16 protein-coding genes are annotated in these 17,042 nt (G+C 64.6%); 6 read left to right on the forward strand and 10 right to left on the reverse strand.

The genetic code is table 11. The features are described from left to right. Window positions 1-50 precede the first annotated feature (50 nt). Window positions 51-1,157, forward strand: a complete 1,107-nt coding sequence (locus ACOOE2_RS17530) for an acyltransferase family protein (RefSeq protein WP_420384264.1) — start codon at window positions 51-53, stop codon at window positions 1,155-1,157. On the opposite strand, the gene ACOOE2_RS17535 is transcribed toward ACOOE2_RS17530, so the two are convergent. The 5 genes from ACOOE2_RS17535 to gmd all read right to left on the reverse strand — a co-directional run bounded on the left by ACOOE2_RS17535 (window position 1,154) and on the right by gmd (window position 7,173). Continuing rightward, complete coding sequence (locus tag ACOOE2_RS17535) at window positions 1,154-2,356, reverse strand: glycosyltransferase family 4 protein (protein WP_420384265.1); 1,203 nt, start codon at window positions 2,354-2,356, stop codon at window positions 1,154-1,156. The genes ACOOE2_RS17530 and ACOOE2_RS17535 overlap by 4 nt on opposite strands. Before the next feature lie 11 nt (window positions 2,357-2,367). Beyond that, on the reverse strand, window positions 2,368-3,669 hold the full coding sequence (locus ACOOE2_RS17540) for a UDP-glucose dehydrogenase family protein (protein ID WP_420384266.1): 1,302 nt from the start codon (window positions 3,667-3,669) through the stop codon (window positions 2,368-2,370). 146 nt (window positions 3,670-3,815) lie between these two features. After that, window positions 3,816-5,042, reverse strand: a complete 1,227-nt coding sequence (locus tag ACOOE2_RS17545) for a WcaI family glycosyltransferase (RefSeq protein WP_420384267.1) — start codon at window positions 5,040-5,042, stop codon at window positions 3,816-3,818. A gap of 14 nt (window positions 5,043-5,056) precedes the next feature. Next, entirely contained in the window at window positions 5,057-6,040 is a 984-nt protein-coding gene (gene fcl, locus ACOOE2_RS17550) for a GDP-L-fucose synthase (protein WP_420384268.1), read from the reverse strand. A 5-nt stretch (window positions 6,041-6,045) separates the two neighbouring features. Further along, window positions 6,046-7,173, reverse strand: a complete 1,128-nt coding sequence (gene gmd / locus ACOOE2_RS17555) for a GDP-mannose 4,6-dehydratase (RefSeq protein ID WP_420384269.1) — start codon at window positions 7,171-7,173, stop codon at window positions 6,046-6,048. Between the two features lie 260 nt (window positions 7,174-7,433). Here gmd and ACOOE2_RS17560 point away from each other — a divergent pair, with 260 nt between their 5' ends. Together ACOOE2_RS17560 and ACOOE2_RS17565 are read left to right on the forward strand one after the other, a co-directional pair. Then, window positions 7,434-8,657 (forward strand): AI-2E family transporter, encoded by a 1,224-nt coding sequence (locus ACOOE2_RS17560; protein ID WP_420384270.1) that lies wholly within the window; start codon window positions 7,434-7,436, stop codon window positions 8,655-8,657. A 163-nt stretch (window positions 8,658-8,820) separates the two neighbouring features. Continuing rightward, window positions 8,821-9,438, forward strand: coding sequence for a superoxide dismutase (locus tag ACOOE2_RS17565; protein WP_420384271.1), 618 nt, complete (start codon window positions 8,821-8,823; stop codon window positions 9,436-9,438). A gap of 21 nt (window positions 9,439-9,459) precedes the next feature. On the opposite strand, the gene ACOOE2_RS17570 is transcribed toward ACOOE2_RS17565, so the two are convergent. Beyond that, window positions 9,460-10,782 (reverse strand): dicarboxylate/amino acid:cation symporter, encoded by a 1,323-nt coding sequence (locus ACOOE2_RS17570; RefSeq protein WP_420384272.1) that lies wholly within the window; start codon window positions 10,780-10,782, stop codon window positions 9,460-9,462. Window positions 10,783-10,847: 65 nt separating this feature from the next. On the opposite strand from ACOOE2_RS17570, the gene glmM reads away from it, so the two are divergent. From glmM to ACOOE2_RS17585, 3 genes are read left to right on the forward strand one after another with little or no spacing between them, the layout of a single operon-like run. Next, window positions 10,848-12,185, forward strand: a complete 1,338-nt coding sequence (gene glmM / locus ACOOE2_RS17575) for a phosphoglucosamine mutase (RefSeq protein WP_420384273.1) — start codon at window positions 10,848-10,850, stop codon at window positions 12,183-12,185. 12 nt (window positions 12,186-12,197) lie between these two features. Then, window positions 12,198-12,422: a DUF1272 domain-containing protein gene (locus ACOOE2_RS17580; RefSeq protein ID WP_420384274.1), complete on the forward strand. Its 225-nt coding sequence runs from the start codon at window positions 12,198-12,200 to the stop codon at window positions 12,420-12,422. Next, window positions 12,419-13,357 (forward strand): hypothetical protein, encoded by a 939-nt coding sequence (locus tag ACOOE2_RS17585; protein WP_420384275.1) that lies wholly within the window; start codon window positions 12,419-12,421, stop codon window positions 13,355-13,357. The genes ACOOE2_RS17580 and ACOOE2_RS17585 overlap by 4 nt, the downstream gene beginning before the upstream one ends. 242 nt (window positions 13,358-13,599) lie before the next feature. Here the strand turns inward: ACOOE2_RS17585 and ACOOE2_RS17590 are convergent, their stop codons facing one another. The 4 genes from ACOOE2_RS17590 to ACOOE2_RS17605 all read right to left on the reverse strand — a co-directional run bounded on the left by ACOOE2_RS17590 (window position 13,600) and on the right by ACOOE2_RS17605 (window position 17,042). Further along, window positions 13,600-14,502: an LOG family protein gene (locus tag ACOOE2_RS17590; protein ID WP_420384276.1), complete on the reverse strand. Its 903-nt coding sequence runs from the start codon at window positions 14,500-14,502 to the stop codon at window positions 13,600-13,602. A gap of 85 nt (window positions 14,503-14,587) precedes the next feature. Beyond that, window positions 14,588-15,121, reverse strand: a complete 534-nt coding sequence (locus tag ACOOE2_RS17595; RefSeq protein ID WP_420384277.1) for a response regulator transcription factor — start codon at window positions 15,119-15,121, stop codon at window positions 14,588-14,590. Next, window positions 15,118-16,392: an ATP-binding protein gene (locus tag ACOOE2_RS17600; protein ID WP_420384278.1), complete on the reverse strand. Its 1,275-nt coding sequence runs from the start codon at window positions 16,390-16,392 to the stop codon at window positions 15,118-15,120. The genes ACOOE2_RS17595 and ACOOE2_RS17600 overlap by 4 nt, the downstream gene beginning before the upstream one ends. Further along, a complete protein-coding gene (locus ACOOE2_RS17605; RefSeq protein WP_420384279.1) occupies window positions 16,389-17,042 on the reverse strand; it encodes an SURF1 family protein in 654 nt (217 codons plus the stop codon). Before ACOOE2_RS17605 ends, ACOOE2_RS17600 begins: the two co-directional genes overlap by 4 nt.

Consider the following 17,042-nt stretch of genomic DNA (forward strand, 5'->3'; position numbering starts at 1 on the left):
GCCTGCAAATTGGGCTTTCGGGAAGCATGCGCACGTCACATGCACCAGATATGGAAACCGAACCGCTTGTTGCTGCAGTGCCCACTGATGTTGCAAAACGCCCGCGTGCGCTGCCCGCGCTGACGGGTGTCCGGATTTTCGCCGCGATGGCGGTTCTGCTATTCCATTACGGCGCCGGGTTTTCCGATCGCATCCACGCGCCAAAGCTGGTCAGCCACTTCCTGCACAACGGGTTTCTCGGCGTCACCCTGTTTTTCGTGCTGTCCGGCTTTATCATGACGTACGCCCATTTTTCTCAGGCGTTTCCCGCATCAGCGACAGGCCGGTTCTATTGGGCGCGAGTCGCGCGGATCTATCCGGTCTATGCGTTGTCGCTGGTCCTGGCGCTGCCGGTCCTGACCGAGCCGTTGACAATTCCCCATGCGCTCGCGGTGCTGACCATGACCCAGTCATGGACGCCGGCCGCGAGCCATCTCGGATTTTCATGGGTGATGCAGGCATGGACGTTGTCGGTCGAGGCCGCGTTCTACATCCTGTTTCCATTCTACTGGCCGTTTGTCCGGCGGCTCGACCGCTTCGGAACGATTGTGCTCGCGCTGGCCTGCGCCGTGTTCATCGTCGCGTTTGCGGTTCCAAACGTCAGCCCGGGCGGCACCGTGCCGTTCCTTGGCCCCGATGCCAAGATTCCGATTCCTGTCTTTCGCATGGCCGAATTCATCTATGGCATGGCGCTGTGCCAGTTGTTCATGCGCTGGCCGCTGATGTCTGCAGATAGCCCCATCGGTCCGCTGTTGGCCAACGCTGCTGAAATCGCGCTGGCGCTGGGTATGGTCGTGGTCATGGCCACTGCCGACGATCCCCATGCCAAGGCGCTGTTTACGGTCCTGACCGGTTTGTTCATCGTGACCCTGGCGTACGGCGCGGGCGCCTTGTCGCGCCTGATGTCGACACGCCCGATGCTGCTGCTCGGCGGCGCCAGCTATGGCATCTATATCCTGCAGCAACCTATGCATTCGCTCTGCACGGCCCTGATTCGCGCACCGTTCGACCTGGTTCTCAGCCCGCTTGCGACGATCGCGGGATCCATCGCAGTCTTTCTCTATTTCGAGCAGCCGGCGCAACGCCTGCTGATGCGGCTGGTGCGCAAGCAGCGCTAGGCGCGAATGCGCGGCAGCCCGCATGCCTCGCGCACGCCCTGCGCGGTCTCCGCCAGGCCCCAATGCGCGATGATGTCGCGGCTGGCCTGCGCCATCCGCGCGCGCAAGCCGGGATCGGTGGCCAGCGCCCGCATCGCGTGAGTCAGACCGGCAAGATCGCCATCGCCGACCAGAAAGCCGTTTTCGCCCTCCCTGACCAGATCGGGCACGCAGCCGCACCGCTCGCCGACCACCACCGGCAGCCCGACCGCCATCGCCTCGTTTACGATCAGGCCCCAGGGTTCGCCGGTCGAGGGAAACACGAACACGTCCGACCCCGCCAGCAACGCAGGCATCTGGCCCTGATTGACAAACCCGGTGAAATGCACCGGCAGTTCGGGATGCGCCGCAGCAAAATCGCGCAATTCGCGGTCCTGGTCGCCCGATCCCACCATCACGAGGTGCAGCTTCACCCCTTCGCGCGCCAGCTGCAAAGCGGCCTGCATCGTCATCAATGGCTGTTTGCGCGCCATGAACTTCGATGCGAAGACCATTACCGGGCGATTGTCGGAGCACCCCCACGATGCACGCAAGGCCGCGCGCTCGGCCTCGCCGATCGTTCCGTCAGCCGCAAAGCGATCGTTGTCGACGGTGAATGGCGCATCAACCAGCTTCGCCTCGGGCACGCCCCAATAGCGGTAGAATTCGCGATTGCGCTCTCCCGATACCAGCATCGCGCTGCAGCCGGCAAAAAACGTTTTGACATAAATGCTCTTGCCCAGCGACTGCGGCTTGTCACCCAGCAGTTCGGCATTCGAATCCGACCGGGTCAGCACGCGCGCGCCGGTCATCCGCGCCGCCGCCATCGCCATCAGATTGCCCACCAGGCCATAGCCGCTCAGCAGCACCGCATCAAACCGTCCGCGGGCGATTTTTCCGAATATCGCGGGCTCGTTCGACGCCATGAACCCCGACACGTGATTGGTCGCATAGTGCTTGCCGACAAATTCGCTGTCGTACCCGGACATCAGGTCGATGTCCCAGCGCACTTCGCCGCCGAACCCCTCGTCGAAGCCGCCGCGGATCGAAAGATCGCTGAAATAAAAGACTTTAAGATCGATATCGGGATCGCGTGCAAGCTCGCGATACAGCGGCACGTAATACTGGATCGGATGGCTGACGACGATGGCCAGCCGGACCGGTTTGCGCGCGCTGGCCATATCCTGAACGATCAGCGCCCGACCGCGTAATACGTCAGGCCCACGGCCTCGACGATGTCGCGCGGATAGATATTGCGCAAGTCGACCACCACCGGCCGCGCCAGCAGGCCTTTGACGCGCGGCAGGTCAAGCGCGCGGAATGCGTCCCATTCGGTGACGATCACCACGGCATCGGCGCCGGTCAGCGCGTCGTACGGGTCATCGTGGTACACGACATCCGACAGCACTTTGCGCGCCTGCTCGACGCCAACGGGGTCGTGCGCGTGGATCTGCGCACCGGCGTCCTGCAACGCGCGCACGATCGCGATCGAGGGCGCATCGCGCATGTCGTCGGTGTTCGGCTTGAACGTCAGGCCAAGGATCGCGATCCGCCGGCCGCGCACATCACCATCGAGCACATCGATGACCTTGCGCCCCATCGCGCGCTTGCGCCGGTCGTTGGCCGTCACCACCGCTTCGACGATGCGCTGCGGCGTATCGTGATCGTCTGCCGTCTTCAGCAGCGCCAGCGTATCCTTGGGAAAGCACGATCCGCCATAGCCGGGTCCGGGATGCAGGAATTTCGACCCGATCCGCTGGTCGAGCCCGATGCCATGCGCGACCTGGAGCACATCTGCGCCAACCTTTTCGCACAAATCGGCGATTTCGTTGATGAACGCGATCTTGGTCGCAAGAAACGCGTTGCCGGCATATTTGGTCAGTTCGGCGCTACGCCGACTCATTTCGACCACCGGCGACCGCCCGATCGCCAGCGGGCGATAAACCTGGCGCATGATGGCCAGGCCACGCGCATCGTCGCCACCGATCACCACGCGGTCGGGCCGCTTGAAATCGTTGATCGCTGCGCCCTCGCGCAGGAATTCGGGATTGGACACGACCGCGAAATCGGCCTCGGGATTGGTCTGGCGGATAATCCGTTCCACCTCGTCGCCGGTGCCGACCGGCACCGTCGACTTGTTCACGATCACGGTAAAACCCGTCAACGCCGCGGCAATTTCCTTTGCCGCCGCATGGACGAAGACCATGTCGGCATGGCCATCGCCGCGCCGCGACGGCGTGCCGACCGCGATGAACACCGCTTCGGCGCCCGCGACAGCTTCGCGCAGATCGGTCGTAAACCGCAGGCGGCCGCTTTTTATGCCGCTCTGCACCAGATCGTCGAGCCCGGGCTCATAGATCGGGATACCGCCATCGCACAGCGTTTCGATCTTGGTCGTGTCCTTGTCGACGCAGATCACGTCGTGCCCGAAATCGGAGAGGCATGCACCCGAAACCAGGCCCACATAGCCCGAGCCGATCATTACCAGCTTCATGTCGACTCCTTCAGACCGATGACACCCAGGCGAACCACAATCGCCAGCCGCAAACGCCTTGGCTCGTTGCAAACGGGATATCCCCGGCGGACGTGTAAAGCGCCGGTTCGTTAAATTCCAGCAATCATTGCGTCGCTCGTGCCCGATTATCCCGCCACGACACACGCGCGCAGCGCGGTTTCAAACCGATCGAGAATGGCCACGCGGGACCAGCGTTCCTCTGCGCGCAAACGCGCCTCTGCCCCGAACCGCGCGCGCGCTTCGGGATCATCGAGCAGGGCTTCGATCGCGGCGGCCATAGCCGGCGCATCGCCCGGCTCGGTCACCAGGCCGCAGCCTTCGCATTCGTGCGCCAGCCCGGTGCCCGCGCTGGCCGTGGCCACCACCGGCCGGCCCGATGCCAGCATGTTTGTCAGTTTGGACGGCAACACCAGATCGGCCGCGCCCGCCAATTGCGGCAACAGATGCAGCGTGGCCAGTCCCAGCAGTTCGGTCAGCCGCTCGCGCGGCTGCAAAGGTTCAAACCGCACATTGGCCAGCCCTTGCGCAGCGGCGACAAGTTGCGCCAGCAGCGCGCCTTCGCCCGCGATCACGAATGTCAGATCGGTACGATGCGCCAGCAATCGCGCCACATCGATCAGGATTTCGATGCCCTGCTTGTTGCCGATATTGCCCGAATACAGCGCGACATAGGGCGTGGTGATGCCGAACTCCCCGGCATACGCCGATGGCCCGGTCATCGGGCGGATTGTGTCGATATCGGCCCAGTTGCGAAATTCGATCACGCGCTCCGGCGCAACGCCGCCCGCAACCAGGCGCGCGCACATCTGCGGCGAAATCGAACTGATCCGCGTGGCGGCAAAGCTCCACCGTTCGAACCCGCGCGCCAGCCGCGCCATCATGCCGCCATCGCGCAGCAACCCTGTGGCGAACGCCGCCTCGACTTCGAAATCCTGGATATGCAGCCACAGCCTTGCACCTGTCCGCCGCGCCACCAGCCGCGCCGCCACCACCGAAATCAACGATGGGGCGATGCATATCACCACATCGGGGCGGTTGTGGCGCGCGGCGCGCAAGGCGGCCGGAATTGCCTGCAGCATGAAGGTCAGGTGATGCACCAGCCGCTTGGCGCCGCTGGGTTTGGTCGGAATGTAATGCGGCACGCGCACGACCGTCACACCATACTCGATCGCGCGCAACACGCCCGGCGCACGGTGTTCGGCATGCAGTTCCCAGCGGGGATAATACGCCTTGCCGCACACCACCGTGACGCCGTGGCCGGCCGCCGCCAGAGCCTGCGCCATGCCGGTTGTATACGGCCCGATGCCGACCGGCTCGGGCGCGTAGTTCAACCCGACGATCAGGACATTCATGCGCTCGAATTCCATCAGGCGGCGCGCAAGGCCGTCTGGTTGTCGAGAAACCAGCGATAGGTTTCGGCAATCCCCCGTTCCAGCGCGATCGTCGCGCGCCAGCCCATCTGATCCAGCCGCGACACATCCATCAATTTGCGCATCGTCCCGTCGGGCTTGCTCGGGTCGGTGACGATTTCGCCGGCAAACCCGGTCACCCGCGCAACGATTTCGGCCAGTTCGAAAATCGACACATCGCTGCCCGATCCGACATTGACATGGCTGAGCATCGGCTGGGTCTGCGCGCGATACGCCTCGGCCGCCAGGTCGAACACGAACAGCGACGCTGCCGCCATATCGTCGACATGCAGGAATTCGCGACGCGGCGTGCCCGATCCCCAGATCGTCACCTGGCCCAGCCCGCGTTGCACCGCATCGTGGAACCGCAGGAGCATCGCGGGCAGCACATGGCTGTTTTCCGGATGAAAATTGTCGCCCGGCCCGTACAGGTTGGTCGGCATCACGCTGCGATAATCGGTGCCGTGCTGGCGGTTATAGCTTTCACACAGCTTGATCCCGGCGATCTTGGCAATCGCATAGGGCTCGTTGGTCTGCTCCAGCACGCCGGTCAGCAGCGCATCCTCGCGCATCGGCTGCGGCACTGCGCGCGGATAGATGCATGACGATCCCAGCTGCAACAGGCGCTGCACCCCCGCGGCATAGGCCTGATGGATCACGTTGCCCTGGATCATCAGGTTTTCGTAGATGAAATCGGCGGGATAGGCGTTGTTCGCGTGAATCCCGCCGACCTTGGCCGCAGCCAGGATCACCGCATCGGGGCGTTCGGCGGCAAAGAACGCGGCAACTGCGGCCTGGCTGGTCAGATCAAGCTCGGCACGGGTGCGCGTGATGATCTGCGTATCCCCGCGTGCGGACAACTGGCGCACGATCGCGCCGCCGACCATGCCGCGGTGCCCGGCGACATAAATCCGCCGGGGGTTCACGTTACCCTGAGACATTGGGATTACCCTTCCAGCGACACGGGCACGTCGAAACCATGCTGCTTGAGCAGCGCATGGCGCTTTGCGGCGATCAGGTCGGCCGCGACCATCTCTTCGCACATTTCCTGCGCGGTAATCTGCGGCACCCAGCCCAATTTATCCTTGGCCCGCGTCGGATCGCCCAGCAGCGTCTCAACCTCGGCCGGGCGGAAGTAGCGCGCATCGACGCGCATGATCACATCGCCTGCTTTCACCGAAGGCGCATCGTCGCCCGATACCGCCTCGACCACCGCAACCTCGTCGACGCCGGTGCCTTCAAAACGCAGCGTGATGCCCAGGTGCGCCGCCGACCACGAAATGAACTCGCGCACCGAATACTGCTTGCCCGTGGCGATCACGAAATCCTCGGCCACATCCTGCTGCAACATCATCCACTGCATCCGGACATAGTCCTTGGCATGGCCCCAGTCGCGCAAGCTGTCGATATTGCCCATGTACAGGCATGGCTCCAGCCCTTGCGCGATATTCGTCAGCCCGCGCGTGATCTTGCGCGTGACGAATGTTTCGCCGCGACGCGGGCTCTCGTGGTTGAACAGCACGCCGTTGCACGCATACAGGCCGTACGCCTCACGATAGTTGACTGTGATCCAGTACGCATAGAGCTTGGCGACGGCATAGGGCGACCGCGGGTAGAACGGCGTCGTCTCGCGCTGCGGAATCTCCTGCACCAGCCCGTACAATTCGGATGTCGAAGCCTGATAGAAACGCGTTTTTTTCTCCAGCCCGAGCAAGCGGATCGCTTCGAGAATGCGCAACGAGCCAAGCCCGTCGACATCGGCGGTGTATTCGGGCGCTTCGAAACTGACCGCAACATGGCTTTGCGCACCCAGGTTGTAGATTTCGTCGGGCTGGATCTGCTGGATCAGCCGCGTCAGGTTCGACGTGTCGGACAGGTCGCCATAATGCAGCTTCAGCTTGGGCTGGTCCTCATGCGGGTCCTGGTAGATATGGTCGATCCGCTGTGTGTTGAACAGCGAAGCCCGGCGTTTGATGCCATGGACTTCATAGCCCTTTTCCAGCAGGAATTCTGCCAGATAAGAGCCATCCTGGCCGGTGACGCCAGTGATCAGAGCGACTTTACGATCGGACAAACGGGAACTCCATGCTCGTTAATGCGCGATTGGGGCGCGTCTTGCCTATGAACCATGGCCCATGCAAGGCGGGAATCATCGCCGACCTGCGCGCTGTCAACGCCGCGCCGTCTTGGCTCCACCCGAATGCTGCACCGCAATATTCCATCCGGTATCACCGGTGCCGTGTCAAGCACGACAGCTTGACGATTTCGGGACGCTCGCCGTGCGTGCATCCTTCCCGCTTGCCTCATGCGGCGGGCCGGTCCAGAACCGCGGGCATGGCAGAACAGGACCCGCCAATCCCCTTTACGCCCGGTGGATTGGACTATCAACCCGGTGAGCCGGACGGCGATACCGTGATCGTGAACGACGTGATCCTGCGTCGGCAACAGGTGCGCCTGCAATCGATGATCGTGCTGCTGTTGATGGCCGGGCTCGCGCTGGCGCTGCCGTTCATCCTGTCGTCGTGCGCGGTCGTCGTGCAGCCGCCGGTGACTGCGCTGATCCTGTCGATCGTGCTGTCGCCGCTGGCCGACCGGCTGACACGGATCGGCCTGCCCAACATGCTCGCCTCGTTCCTGGCGATCGTGGTGATGGTCGGCGTGATCGTGATCGCGCTCGCGGTCATCCTGCAACCGGCATTCGAAATGGTCGACCAGGTGCCGGCAATGGCGCGCGAGATTGCGCGGCGGTTTGCGCAATTGCGCGAAAACTTTGCCTGGATCGGCGAATTCAACCGGCAGATCACGCATCTGGGCGGGCCGCTGGTCGGCACCCCGAACCGCGTCGTGGCGCTGGCCGGACCTTCGATGATCGAGCAACTGGCCCTGGCGACGCCCAGCGTCGCGCTCGAAGTGCTGCTGACGATCCTGATGACCTTCTTCATGATCGAATCGCGCATCCGCATGCGCCGGCGCCTGCTGGTGGAACGCGCCAATTTCTCGTCTTCGGTGCGCATCGCGCGCGTCATGCGCGATGTGCAGGACCGCGTGGCGAGCTACATCCTGACCGTGGCGCAGATCAACCTGGGCGTCGGGCTGATCGTCTATGTCGGCGCGCGCTATTTCGGCTTCGCCGCGCCGGTCATGTGGGGCGGCCTGGCGTTCGTGCTCAATTTCGTGCCGTACATGGGCCCGCTGTCAATGGTCGGACTGCTGTCGCTGGTGGGTCTTGGCACGGCCAACACCGTTGCGCTCGGGCTGATCCCGGCGCTGTCGTTCCTGGCGCTGCATGCGCTGGAAGCAAACGTCGTCACCCCGTCGATCCTGGGCGCGCGGTTTACGGTAAACCCGGTGTCGATCCTGATTTCATTCAGTTTCTTCACCTGGGTCTGGGGCGTGCTCGGCGCGCTGCTGTCGGTGCCGATCCTGCTGACATTCTCGGCGCTGGTCGATCACCTCGGCCGCCCCAATCTCGTCGGCTTCCTGTTCGGCGAATCGCTGTTTGAGCCCGGCCGCCTGCGCGATCCGGGCGACGCGGTCGCGGTCGAAATGCCGGGATGACATATCCGGCACCGCCAGCTTCCCTTTTTGACGGCAACCGCGTCATGGGAACTTCGCGCTGGAAAACCCGTTAACAAGGCGTACAGACAGGGCGCGGCGCGAGGCGGCGTATTGATCACGAGCTGTCACCTGCCTGCATTCTCTTCCAACCGACGGAGCTAACATGGCCATCACCCTTTCCCCGCTGCCATATGCTGACGACGCGCTCGACCCGGTGATTTCGGCGACCACGCTGCAGACGCACCACGGCAAGCATCACCGCGCCTATGTCGACAAGACCAACGCTGCGACCGCCGGCACCGACCTGGCCGATGCCAGCGTCGAAGACATCGTCGCCGCCGCCACGAAGACCGGCAACAAGGCGTTGTTCAACAACAGCGCACAGACCTGGAACCACGGGTTCTACTGGCACAGCCTGAGCCCGTCGGCACAAACGCCGTCGGGCGAACTCGCCACCGCCATCGACGCCTCGTTCGGCTCGTTCGACGCGCTGAAGGCCGAACTGGTCGCACAGGGCACCGCGCATTTCGCATCGGGCTGGGTGTGGCTGGTCGCCAAGGACGGCAAGCTGTCGGTCGAACAGACGCATGACGCAGCGAGCTACAACGACCTGTCGGGCACACCCGTGCTGGTGATCGACCTGTGGGAACACGCCTATTACATCGATTACAAGAACGTGCGCCCCGATTACCTGAAAAAGGTCACCGACGGCCATCTGAACTGGGACTTCGCCGGCGAAAACTTCGCCAGCGGCGCGCTGTGGACATACCCTTCGGCATAACCGCCATGATCCGGATCCGGTTTAAGCCGGGTCCGGATCGTTACCTCGTGCAAAACGATCGACCGCCGCCGTCACAGCGACGTCGAAACTCACGTTGCCTAGCGTGCGCATCAGGTCGGGCACCACCTCGACCGCGACCAGCAACGCGAGCGGTGCCACCGGCACACCCATTGCCAGCGCAATCGGCCCGACCGAGGCGATAAAGCTGATCGTGCCGGGCAGGCTGACCGAGCTCAGCGACACCAGGATTGCCATGACAAAGCCCGACGCCATCGTGCCGGGCGTCAGCGGCACCCCGTACCAATGCGCGACATACACCACGACACCCAGGTTCATCGCCGGGCTGGTCGCGCGAAACAGCGCGACCGCCAGCGGCAACACGAATTCGGCGGTGGCCCTGCGCAGGCCCAGCCGCTCGCATGCGCCCAGCATCGCCGGCAGCGACGCCAGCGAGCTCTGCGTCGATAGCGCAAACACCTGAACCGGCACCAGATTGCGCGCAAACCGCCCAAGTGGCTGGCGTGCGACCAGCGCCGCAAACGGATAGGCCGCCAGCCACACCACAGCGCCCGATGCCGTCACCACCACAATATAATGCGCCAGCGCGCCCACTGCCGCCGCGCCGCTTTTGGCCGCCACCGTCAGGCTGAGCGCCAGCACGCCGATCGGTGCCAGCGCCAGCACCCACCCGATCACCACCAGCATCGCGCCCGCAATCGCGGCAAAGAACTGCGCGATCAGATCGCGCTGCGCCGGCACCAGCCGCGTCACCGCCAGCGCAAACGCGGTCATGAACAGGATCAGCGGCAGCATGTGATCGTTGGCCGCCGCATCGATCACATTGGCGGGCACGATCGAGCGCAAGTAATCGGCAATACCGGGCAACGTAGCAGGGACCGCGCCACCAAGACTGGCACGCAAGGCCGCTGCCGCGCTGGCGGGCACAGGCAGAACCCGCAGCAGGAATGTCGGCACCGTCAATGCCACCACAGACGCAAACACCAATACCGCGACAAACCAGCCGAGGCTGCGCCGCGCCATCTCGCCCGCGCTCGCTGTGCGCACCGTCTGGAACACGCCAGTAAAGATCAGCGCCGAAACCAGCGGCACGATCGTCGCCTGCAACGCGCGCAGCCACAATTCGCCCACCGGCCCGGCCACCGCCAGCACGCCGGGCAAGGCCCGCGGCGCGGCAAACGCCAGGAGCAATCCACCGCCCAGGCCCAGTGTGAGGGCAGCGAACGTCCACCCCGCCGGCACTTGCGCGATGGGCGGCAGGACAAACCCGCCGGACCCGGCATTGTGGTCAAGAGGCGCGTTGCCTTGGGCGTCGGGTTGGTTCATGCGCTGGTTAGATTAGTCATGTATGACGCGCTGGCAATTGCATGACACGACAAAAAGGTTTGACCATGGCGCGCAAGTTCTTCGGCACCGACGGCATCCGCGGCCGTACCAACACCGGCGTGATGACCGCCGCCGTCGCGATGAAAGTCGGCCAGGCCGCCGGCACCTATTTTCAGCGCGGCGAACACCGCCACCGCGTGGTGATCGGCAAGGACACCCGCCTGTCGGGCTACATGCTCGAAAACGCGATGACCGCCGGCTTTACCAGCGTCGGCATGGATGTCGTGCTGCTCGGGCCGATGCCGACGCCCGCGATCGCGCTGCTGACGCGCGAAATGCGCGCCGATGTCGGCGTGATGATTTCGGCCAGCCACAATCCGTTCGAAGACAACGGTATCAAGCTGTTCGGCCCTGACGGCTACAAATTGTCCGACGATGCCGAACTGGCGATCGAGGCCATGCTCGAGGACGACCTGCCGCTCGCCGATGCCGAAGCGGTCGGCCGCGCGCGCCGCATCGAGGACGCGCGCGGGCGCTATATCCACGCGGTCAAGGCCAGCCTGCCGCATGATGTCCGGCTCGACGGCCTGCGCATCGTGCTCGATTGCGCCAATGGCGCCGCGTACCAGGTCGCGCCCTCGGTGCTGTGGGAACTGGGCGCCGAAGTCATCGCGATCGGGGTCGAGCCCAATGGCCGCAACATCAACCTGGCCGTCGGATCGACGCATCTCGACGCGATCAAGGCCAAAGTGCGCGAAGTGCGCGCCGATATCGGTATCGCACTCGATGGCGATGCCGACCGCCTGATCGTGGTCGATGAAAAAAGCCACACCGTCGACGGCGACCAGATCATGGCGCTGATCGGCAGCCGCATGGCCGAGCAGGGCCAGTTACGCGGCAAAGGCGTCGTTGCCACGGTGATGTCGAACCTGGGGCTCGAACGCTTCCTCAATTCGCGCGGGCTCGACCTGATCCGCACCGCCGTCGGCGACCGCCACGTGCTCGAGGCGATGCGCAGCGGCGATTACAATGTCGGCGGCGAACAGTCGGGCCACATGATTCTGACCGACCACAGCACCACCGGCGACGGCACGATCGCCGCGCTGCAAGTGCTGGCGGCGCTCGTCGCCAGCGGCAAGCCCGCCAGCGAAACGCTCCACCTCTTCGATGCAGTGCCGCAACTGTTGCGCAATGTGCGCTTTGCCGGCGGCAAACCGCTCGAAGACGAAAAGGTCGTCGCAGTGATCGCCGAGGCCGAAGCCGAACTGGCCGGCATCGGCCGGCTGGTCATCCGGCCATCGGGCACGGAACCTGTCATCCGCGTCATGGCCGAAGGCGACGACGCAACCCAGGTCGCTGCCGTCGTCGAACGGATCTGCGCCGCCGTGCGCAAGGCAACGTAAGGACTTTCTGCGATGCTCGAGATGCGCCCCGATTGCGAAAAGTGCGGCGTGGACCTGCCGGCAGAAGCGCCCGGCGCGTTCATCTGCTCGTTCGAATGCACCTATTGCGCCGAATGCGCGGAGGAACTCGACGATCGCTGCCCCAATTGCGGCGGCGAACTGACCGACCGACCGACCCGCGGCAAGCCACTGCATGCCAAGAGCCCGCCCTCGACTGTGCGGCATTTCCATCCGTGAAGGCGCAGTTGCTGGCGCTGGCTTTGCTGGTGGGCATTGCCACGCCCGCGTGCGCGCAGCCCGTCGACGATCTGGAACGCGATGACAGCCAGGCGCTGTCGGCTGCGTGGCGCCTGCAAACGGGCAATGCGCGCTATTGCCCGCATGTCACGCGACAAACCGGTATTCAGCTCGAAGACACCGCGGTCTATGCCCAGCCTGCGCTGGTGCGCAGCACCTATGGCCTGACCGGCGATATCTATATCGGCGCCATCGCCGCAACCGGGCCAGGTGCCGCCGTTCCCGTCAACGCCACGGTCATGGCGATCGATGGGCGGCGCATGTCGGCACTGCCCGCGCCGGATCACGACGCGCCGTTTACCCGCTGGCACACGGCACAGGCCATGCTCGATGACGACGCCGCGCGCGATGGCCACGTCGACCTGACGCTGTCTGGTCCCGGGGCCCGCCCCGGCACCGAAACCCGCACCGTGCACATTGTCGCTGTCCCGGCCTGCAAGGTCACGGTCAAAGTCGACGACCAGCAAAGCTACGCCAGCGCCAACCGCGAAGAAATCCGCCTCGGCCGACATTACCTCGACGCAGCGCACGGCGACCCCGACCTGATCGCCGCGCTGATCGCGCACGAAATGGCGCACGCCGTGCTCGACCATCAGACCCAGCTCGAAGCCAGCAACAAGGCGATGGCCGTCGTGCGCCGCACCGAACACGAGGCCGACCGCCTGTCCGTCTGGCTGCTTGCGAACGCCGGCTATCCGCCCGAAGCGGCGATCGCCCTGCAGGCCCAGGTGATTGCGCGACTGATCGGCCCGTTCAACATCGACCTGACCCACGGCGGCTGGCACAGCCGCGCCGCCCGCATCGAACACGAAATCGCGACCCTGAAAGCCGCCCCCGACGCCGACTGGCCCAAACGGTTCGTGCGCGAACCCTGAATCAGGACCGCCCGCTTTCCCGAGGACCACGCAATTCACACATCTCACATGTGTTGAAAATCGTCCTAAATTCAACGCTTTATTTTCCTTGTCATTCCCGCGGACGCGGGAATCCAGGCTTGGCGTCAAACGCAGATATCACCACTTGGCGCTCAGTCTGGATTCCCGCGTCCGCGGGAATGACGAGCAAGATACGATTTGTGCATACCGTGGCCGCTGAACGGGATGATCGAAAAACGCGCCTAGTCACCCGTTTCCAGCGCATAGAAGTCAACGATCCGCGCCCAGCCCTCGGCCGCCGTCTCGACCCGGTGAAACAGATCGAGGTCCTTGGGCGAAATCAGCCCTTCCTCGGCAATCGCCTGGAAATTGATCACGCGGTCCCAATATTCGCCGCCGAACAGCAAAATCGGAATGGGCTGCATCTTGCCCGTCTGGATCAGCGTCAGCAGTTCGAAGAATTCGTCGAAGGTGCCGAACCCGCCGGGAAACACCGCGACCGCGCGCGCGCGCAGCAGGAAATGCATCTTGCGCAGCGCGAAATAGTGGAACTGGAACGACAGGTGCGGCGTCACATAGCGGTTTGGCGCCTGTTCGTGCTGCAACGTGATATTCAGCCCGATCGTTTCCGCCCCCGCCTCCGCCGCGCCGCGATTGGCCGCCTCCATGATCGACGGCCCGCCGCCCGAGCACACGACGAAATGCCGTCTGCCCTTGTCCAGCGTATTGCTGCCGATCACATTGGCCCTGGCCGCCAGCGCGCCCAGCGCCCTGGCCTCATCATAATACTTCGACTTGGCGACCAGCCGCTCGGCAATTGCGCGCGCCTCGGGCGTGGTCGCGGCATCGAGCGTTGCTTGCGCGTGGTCGGGCGCGGGTATCCGTGCCGAGCCGTACATCACCAGTGTCGAGGCGATCCCTGCTTCATCGAGCAGCATCTCGGTCTTGAGCAACTCGAGCTGAAACCGCACCGGCCGCAATTCCTGCCGCAGCAGGAAGTCGGTATCGCTATAGGCCAGACGATACGCCGGATCCTTCTGCTGGGGCGACGTGTTGGCGTGGCCTTCGACAAAATCGGCCTCTTGCTCGGCCTGGTAAAAGCGTTGATGCGACAGCGACGCCGACGGATATGAGGTTTCGTCCATGGCGCTCTCTTTGCCGTGCGCGCAGTGATGCGCAAGCACAGAAACGGTATGCAAGGGCAATGGCCCTTGCCCGCCGGAGGCCCCTTTACCGCAGCGGCCGCTTCTCCAGCTTGCGCGCCAAAGTGCGCCGATGCATGCCCAGCCGCCGCGCGGTCTCCGACACATTGAAATCGCATTCGACCAGCGTCGCCTGGATATATTCCCATTCGGCGGTCTTGATCGAGGTCTTGCGGGTCTCGACCGGCACCGACGGATCGCCAACCGCGCGGCCAAAGGCTTCCTCGATGTCGTCGGTGTTGGCAGGTTTGGCCAGGTAGTGGCTGGCGCCCAGCTTGATCGCCTCGACCGCGGTCGCGATGCTGGCAAACCCGGTCAGCACGACGATGCGCAGATCGGCACTGGCCGCGCGGAGCATCGGCACGCAGGTCAGGCCCGAGGCACTGCCCAGTTTCAGATCGACCACGGCATAGTCGAACTGCGCGGTGGTCAGCAGCGTGGCGAGGTCGCCCGGGCTGGCGACATGGTCGACCACATAACCGCGCCGTTCGAAACTGCGCCGCAGGGTGCGCGCAAAGGCGGGGTCATCCTCGACAATCACGAGGCGCGGCGTGTCCGTCATGCGCCGGCCGCGATCGTGCCGAGCGGGATCGACAGCAACACTTCGGCGCCGCCCTCCGGACGATTGCGCACGGTCACTTCGCCACCCAGCTTGCGCACCGCGTTGAACACCAGGAACAGCCCGAGGCCGCCGCCGGGGCGACCTTTGGTCGAGGTATAGGGCCGCCCGATCCGTGCAAGCATGTCGTCGGAAAACCCGGGGCCCTGGTCGCGAAAGGTCATGACCAGGTGCTGCGCGGCGATCGCGGCGATGATCTCGACATGCGCGGGCGATACATCGAGCGCATTGTCGATCACATTGCTGATCACCTGGCGCAGCGCCGGGTCCGACACGATGGCAGCATCGCGCTCGATATGGTTGGTCAGCCGCACTGCGCCGCCGCTGCGCGCGCTCCATTCGCGGGCAATCTCGCGCATGAAGGCATCGGCCGTGGTCACACGCGGGTTTTCCCCGCGCGCCTCGCCCGCCGACAGCAGGATGCCGCTGACGATCGCCTTGCAGCGCAGCAGTTCGGTTTCCATGTCATGCAGGTCCTCGACCAGATCGGGCCGCCCGGCAAGGGCGGGGTGTTTGAACCAGTCGCGCACCAGCACGGCCATCGTGGCGAGCGGTGTGCCCAGTTCGTGTGCCGCGCCCGACGCAAGCAGCCCCATGCGCACGATATGATCCTCTTCGGCGGCACGCTGGCGCATATGCGCAAGCGCGGCATCGCTGCTGCGCCGGTTCGAATCGATGCGGATGACGAAAAACACCAGCAGGACCGCGATCAGCACAAAGCTGACATAGCCTCCGGCCAGATACAGACGCAGCGGATCGGCACGCAGGCGCGGCGGCAATGCGAGTGGATCGGCGATAAACGACAGCAGCGTGACCGACAGCACCGCCACGCCGGCAATGATCCAGCTGCGACGCGGCGGCAGCACGATCGCGCCGATCACGATCTGCAACAGGAACAGGAACGTGAAGGGATTGGTCGTGCCGCCGCTCAGGTACAATTGCCAGGTCAGCGCGATCACATCGAGCATCAGCGCGCCGATCAGTTCGGCATGGCTGAACCCCATGCGCCCGCGCGCCAGGACCAGGGTGCCGGCATTGACCAGCGCAAGCAGCGCCGGGATCGCGACCAGCGCCGGCAGCGGCAGTGCGATACCGAGTATCTGGCCGGCAAACCAGATCGTGACCAGCTGGCCGACCACCGCCATCCAGCGCAATTGCACCAGCAATGCCATGTTGCGCGCGCTGGCGGCGGGATAGGCCGGCACGTCGGTCATTGCCGGCGCCCGGTCACGACCGCCCCGCCCAGCGCCATCAGCGCCATCGCAAACCAGGTCAGCGCATAGCCGAGATGGCTGTTGGGAAACGCCACGATCGTCAGGCCGCCGACCGGCTGGCCCGGCACGGGCGCTTGCCAGCTGTCGATAAACAGGCGCGGATCCACCACCACGCCGCGCCGCGCCGCGATTGCAGCGACATCGCGCGAATACCAGCGATCGCGCGCCGGTTGATTGGCGCGCAGCCACGTTCCGCCAGGCTCGGTCGGGCGCAGCAAACCCTCGATATGGACGGGTCCGGCAGGAACCGCAGCGCGTGCCGCGGCGATCGTGCTGCCCTGCGGCAGGAACCCCCGATTGATCATCACCGTGCCCCCGCGATCATTCGCCAACGGTACCAGTTCCCAGTATCCGGTGCCAAGCTCCGACGTGCCGGTTACCAGCGTCGTCGCCTGAGGAAGGAAATGCCCGGTAACGGCGAGGCGGCGATAGGGCATCAGCTCGCCCGGCGGCAGTGCGGCCGGATCGACGGGCGCTGCATGAACGGCGCGATCGGTCTGCGCGATCAGCCGGGTTTTCCACGCCAGCCGCTGCACCTGCCACACGCCGAGTGCCACAAACACGGCGGCAAGCGCGAGCAGCGCCAGCAC

This window comes from Novosphingobium sp., from assembly GCF_965214355.1.
Taxonomy (GTDB): Bacteria; Pseudomonadota; Alphaproteobacteria; order Sphingomonadales; family Sphingomonadaceae; genus Novosphingobium.

What these genes read in the sequence shown, in the direction of transcription:
- ACOOE2_RS17530 (WP_420384264.1), top strand. Translation starts at nt 51, where the DNA reads ATGGAAACCGAACCGCTTGTTGCTGCAGTGCCCACTGATGTTGCAAAA.
- ACOOE2_RS17535 (WP_420384265.1), bottom strand. Translation starts at nt 2,356, where the DNA reads ATGGCCAGCGCGCGCAAACCGGTCCGGCTGGCCATCGTCGTCAGCCAT.
- ACOOE2_RS17540 (WP_420384266.1), bottom strand. Translation starts at nt 3,669, where the DNA reads ATGAAGCTGGTAATGATCGGCTCGGGCTATGTGGGCCTGGTTTCGGGT.
- ACOOE2_RS17545 (WP_420384267.1), bottom strand. Translation starts at nt 5,042, where the DNA reads ATGAATGTCCTGATCGTCGGGTTGAACTACGCGCCCGAGCCGGTCGGC.
- fcl (WP_420384268.1), bottom strand. Translation starts at nt 6,040, where the DNA reads ATGTCTCAGGGTAACGTGAACCCCCGGCGGATTTATGTCGCCGGGCAC.
- ACOOE2_RS17560 (WP_420384270.1), top strand. Translation starts at nt 7,434, where the DNA reads ATGGCAGAACAGGACCCGCCAATCCCCTTTACGCCCGGTGGATTGGAC.
- ACOOE2_RS17565 (WP_420384271.1), top strand. Translation starts at nt 8,821, where the DNA reads ATGGCCATCACCCTTTCCCCGCTGCCATATGCTGACGACGCGCTCGAC.
- ACOOE2_RS17570 (WP_420384272.1), bottom strand. Translation starts at nt 10,782, where the DNA reads ATGAACCAACCCGACGCCCAAGGCAACGCGCCTCTTGACCACAATGCC.
- glmM (WP_420384273.1), top strand. Translation starts at nt 10,848, where the DNA reads ATGGCGCGCAAGTTCTTCGGCACCGACGGCATCCGCGGCCGTACCAAC.
- ACOOE2_RS17580 (WP_420384274.1), top strand. Translation starts at nt 12,198, where the DNA reads ATGCTCGAGATGCGCCCCGATTGCGAAAAGTGCGGCGTGGACCTGCCG.
- ACOOE2_RS17590 (WP_420384276.1), bottom strand. Translation starts at nt 14,502, where the DNA reads ATGGACGAAACCTCATATCCGTCGGCGTCGCTGTCGCATCAACGCTTT.
- ACOOE2_RS17595 (WP_420384277.1), bottom strand. Translation starts at nt 15,121, where the DNA reads ATGACGGACACGCCGCGCCTCGTGATTGTCGAGGATGACCCCGCCTTT.
- ACOOE2_RS17600 (WP_420384278.1), bottom strand. Translation starts at nt 16,392, where the DNA reads ATGACCGACGTGCCGGCCTATCCCGCCGCCAGCGCGCGCAACATGGCA.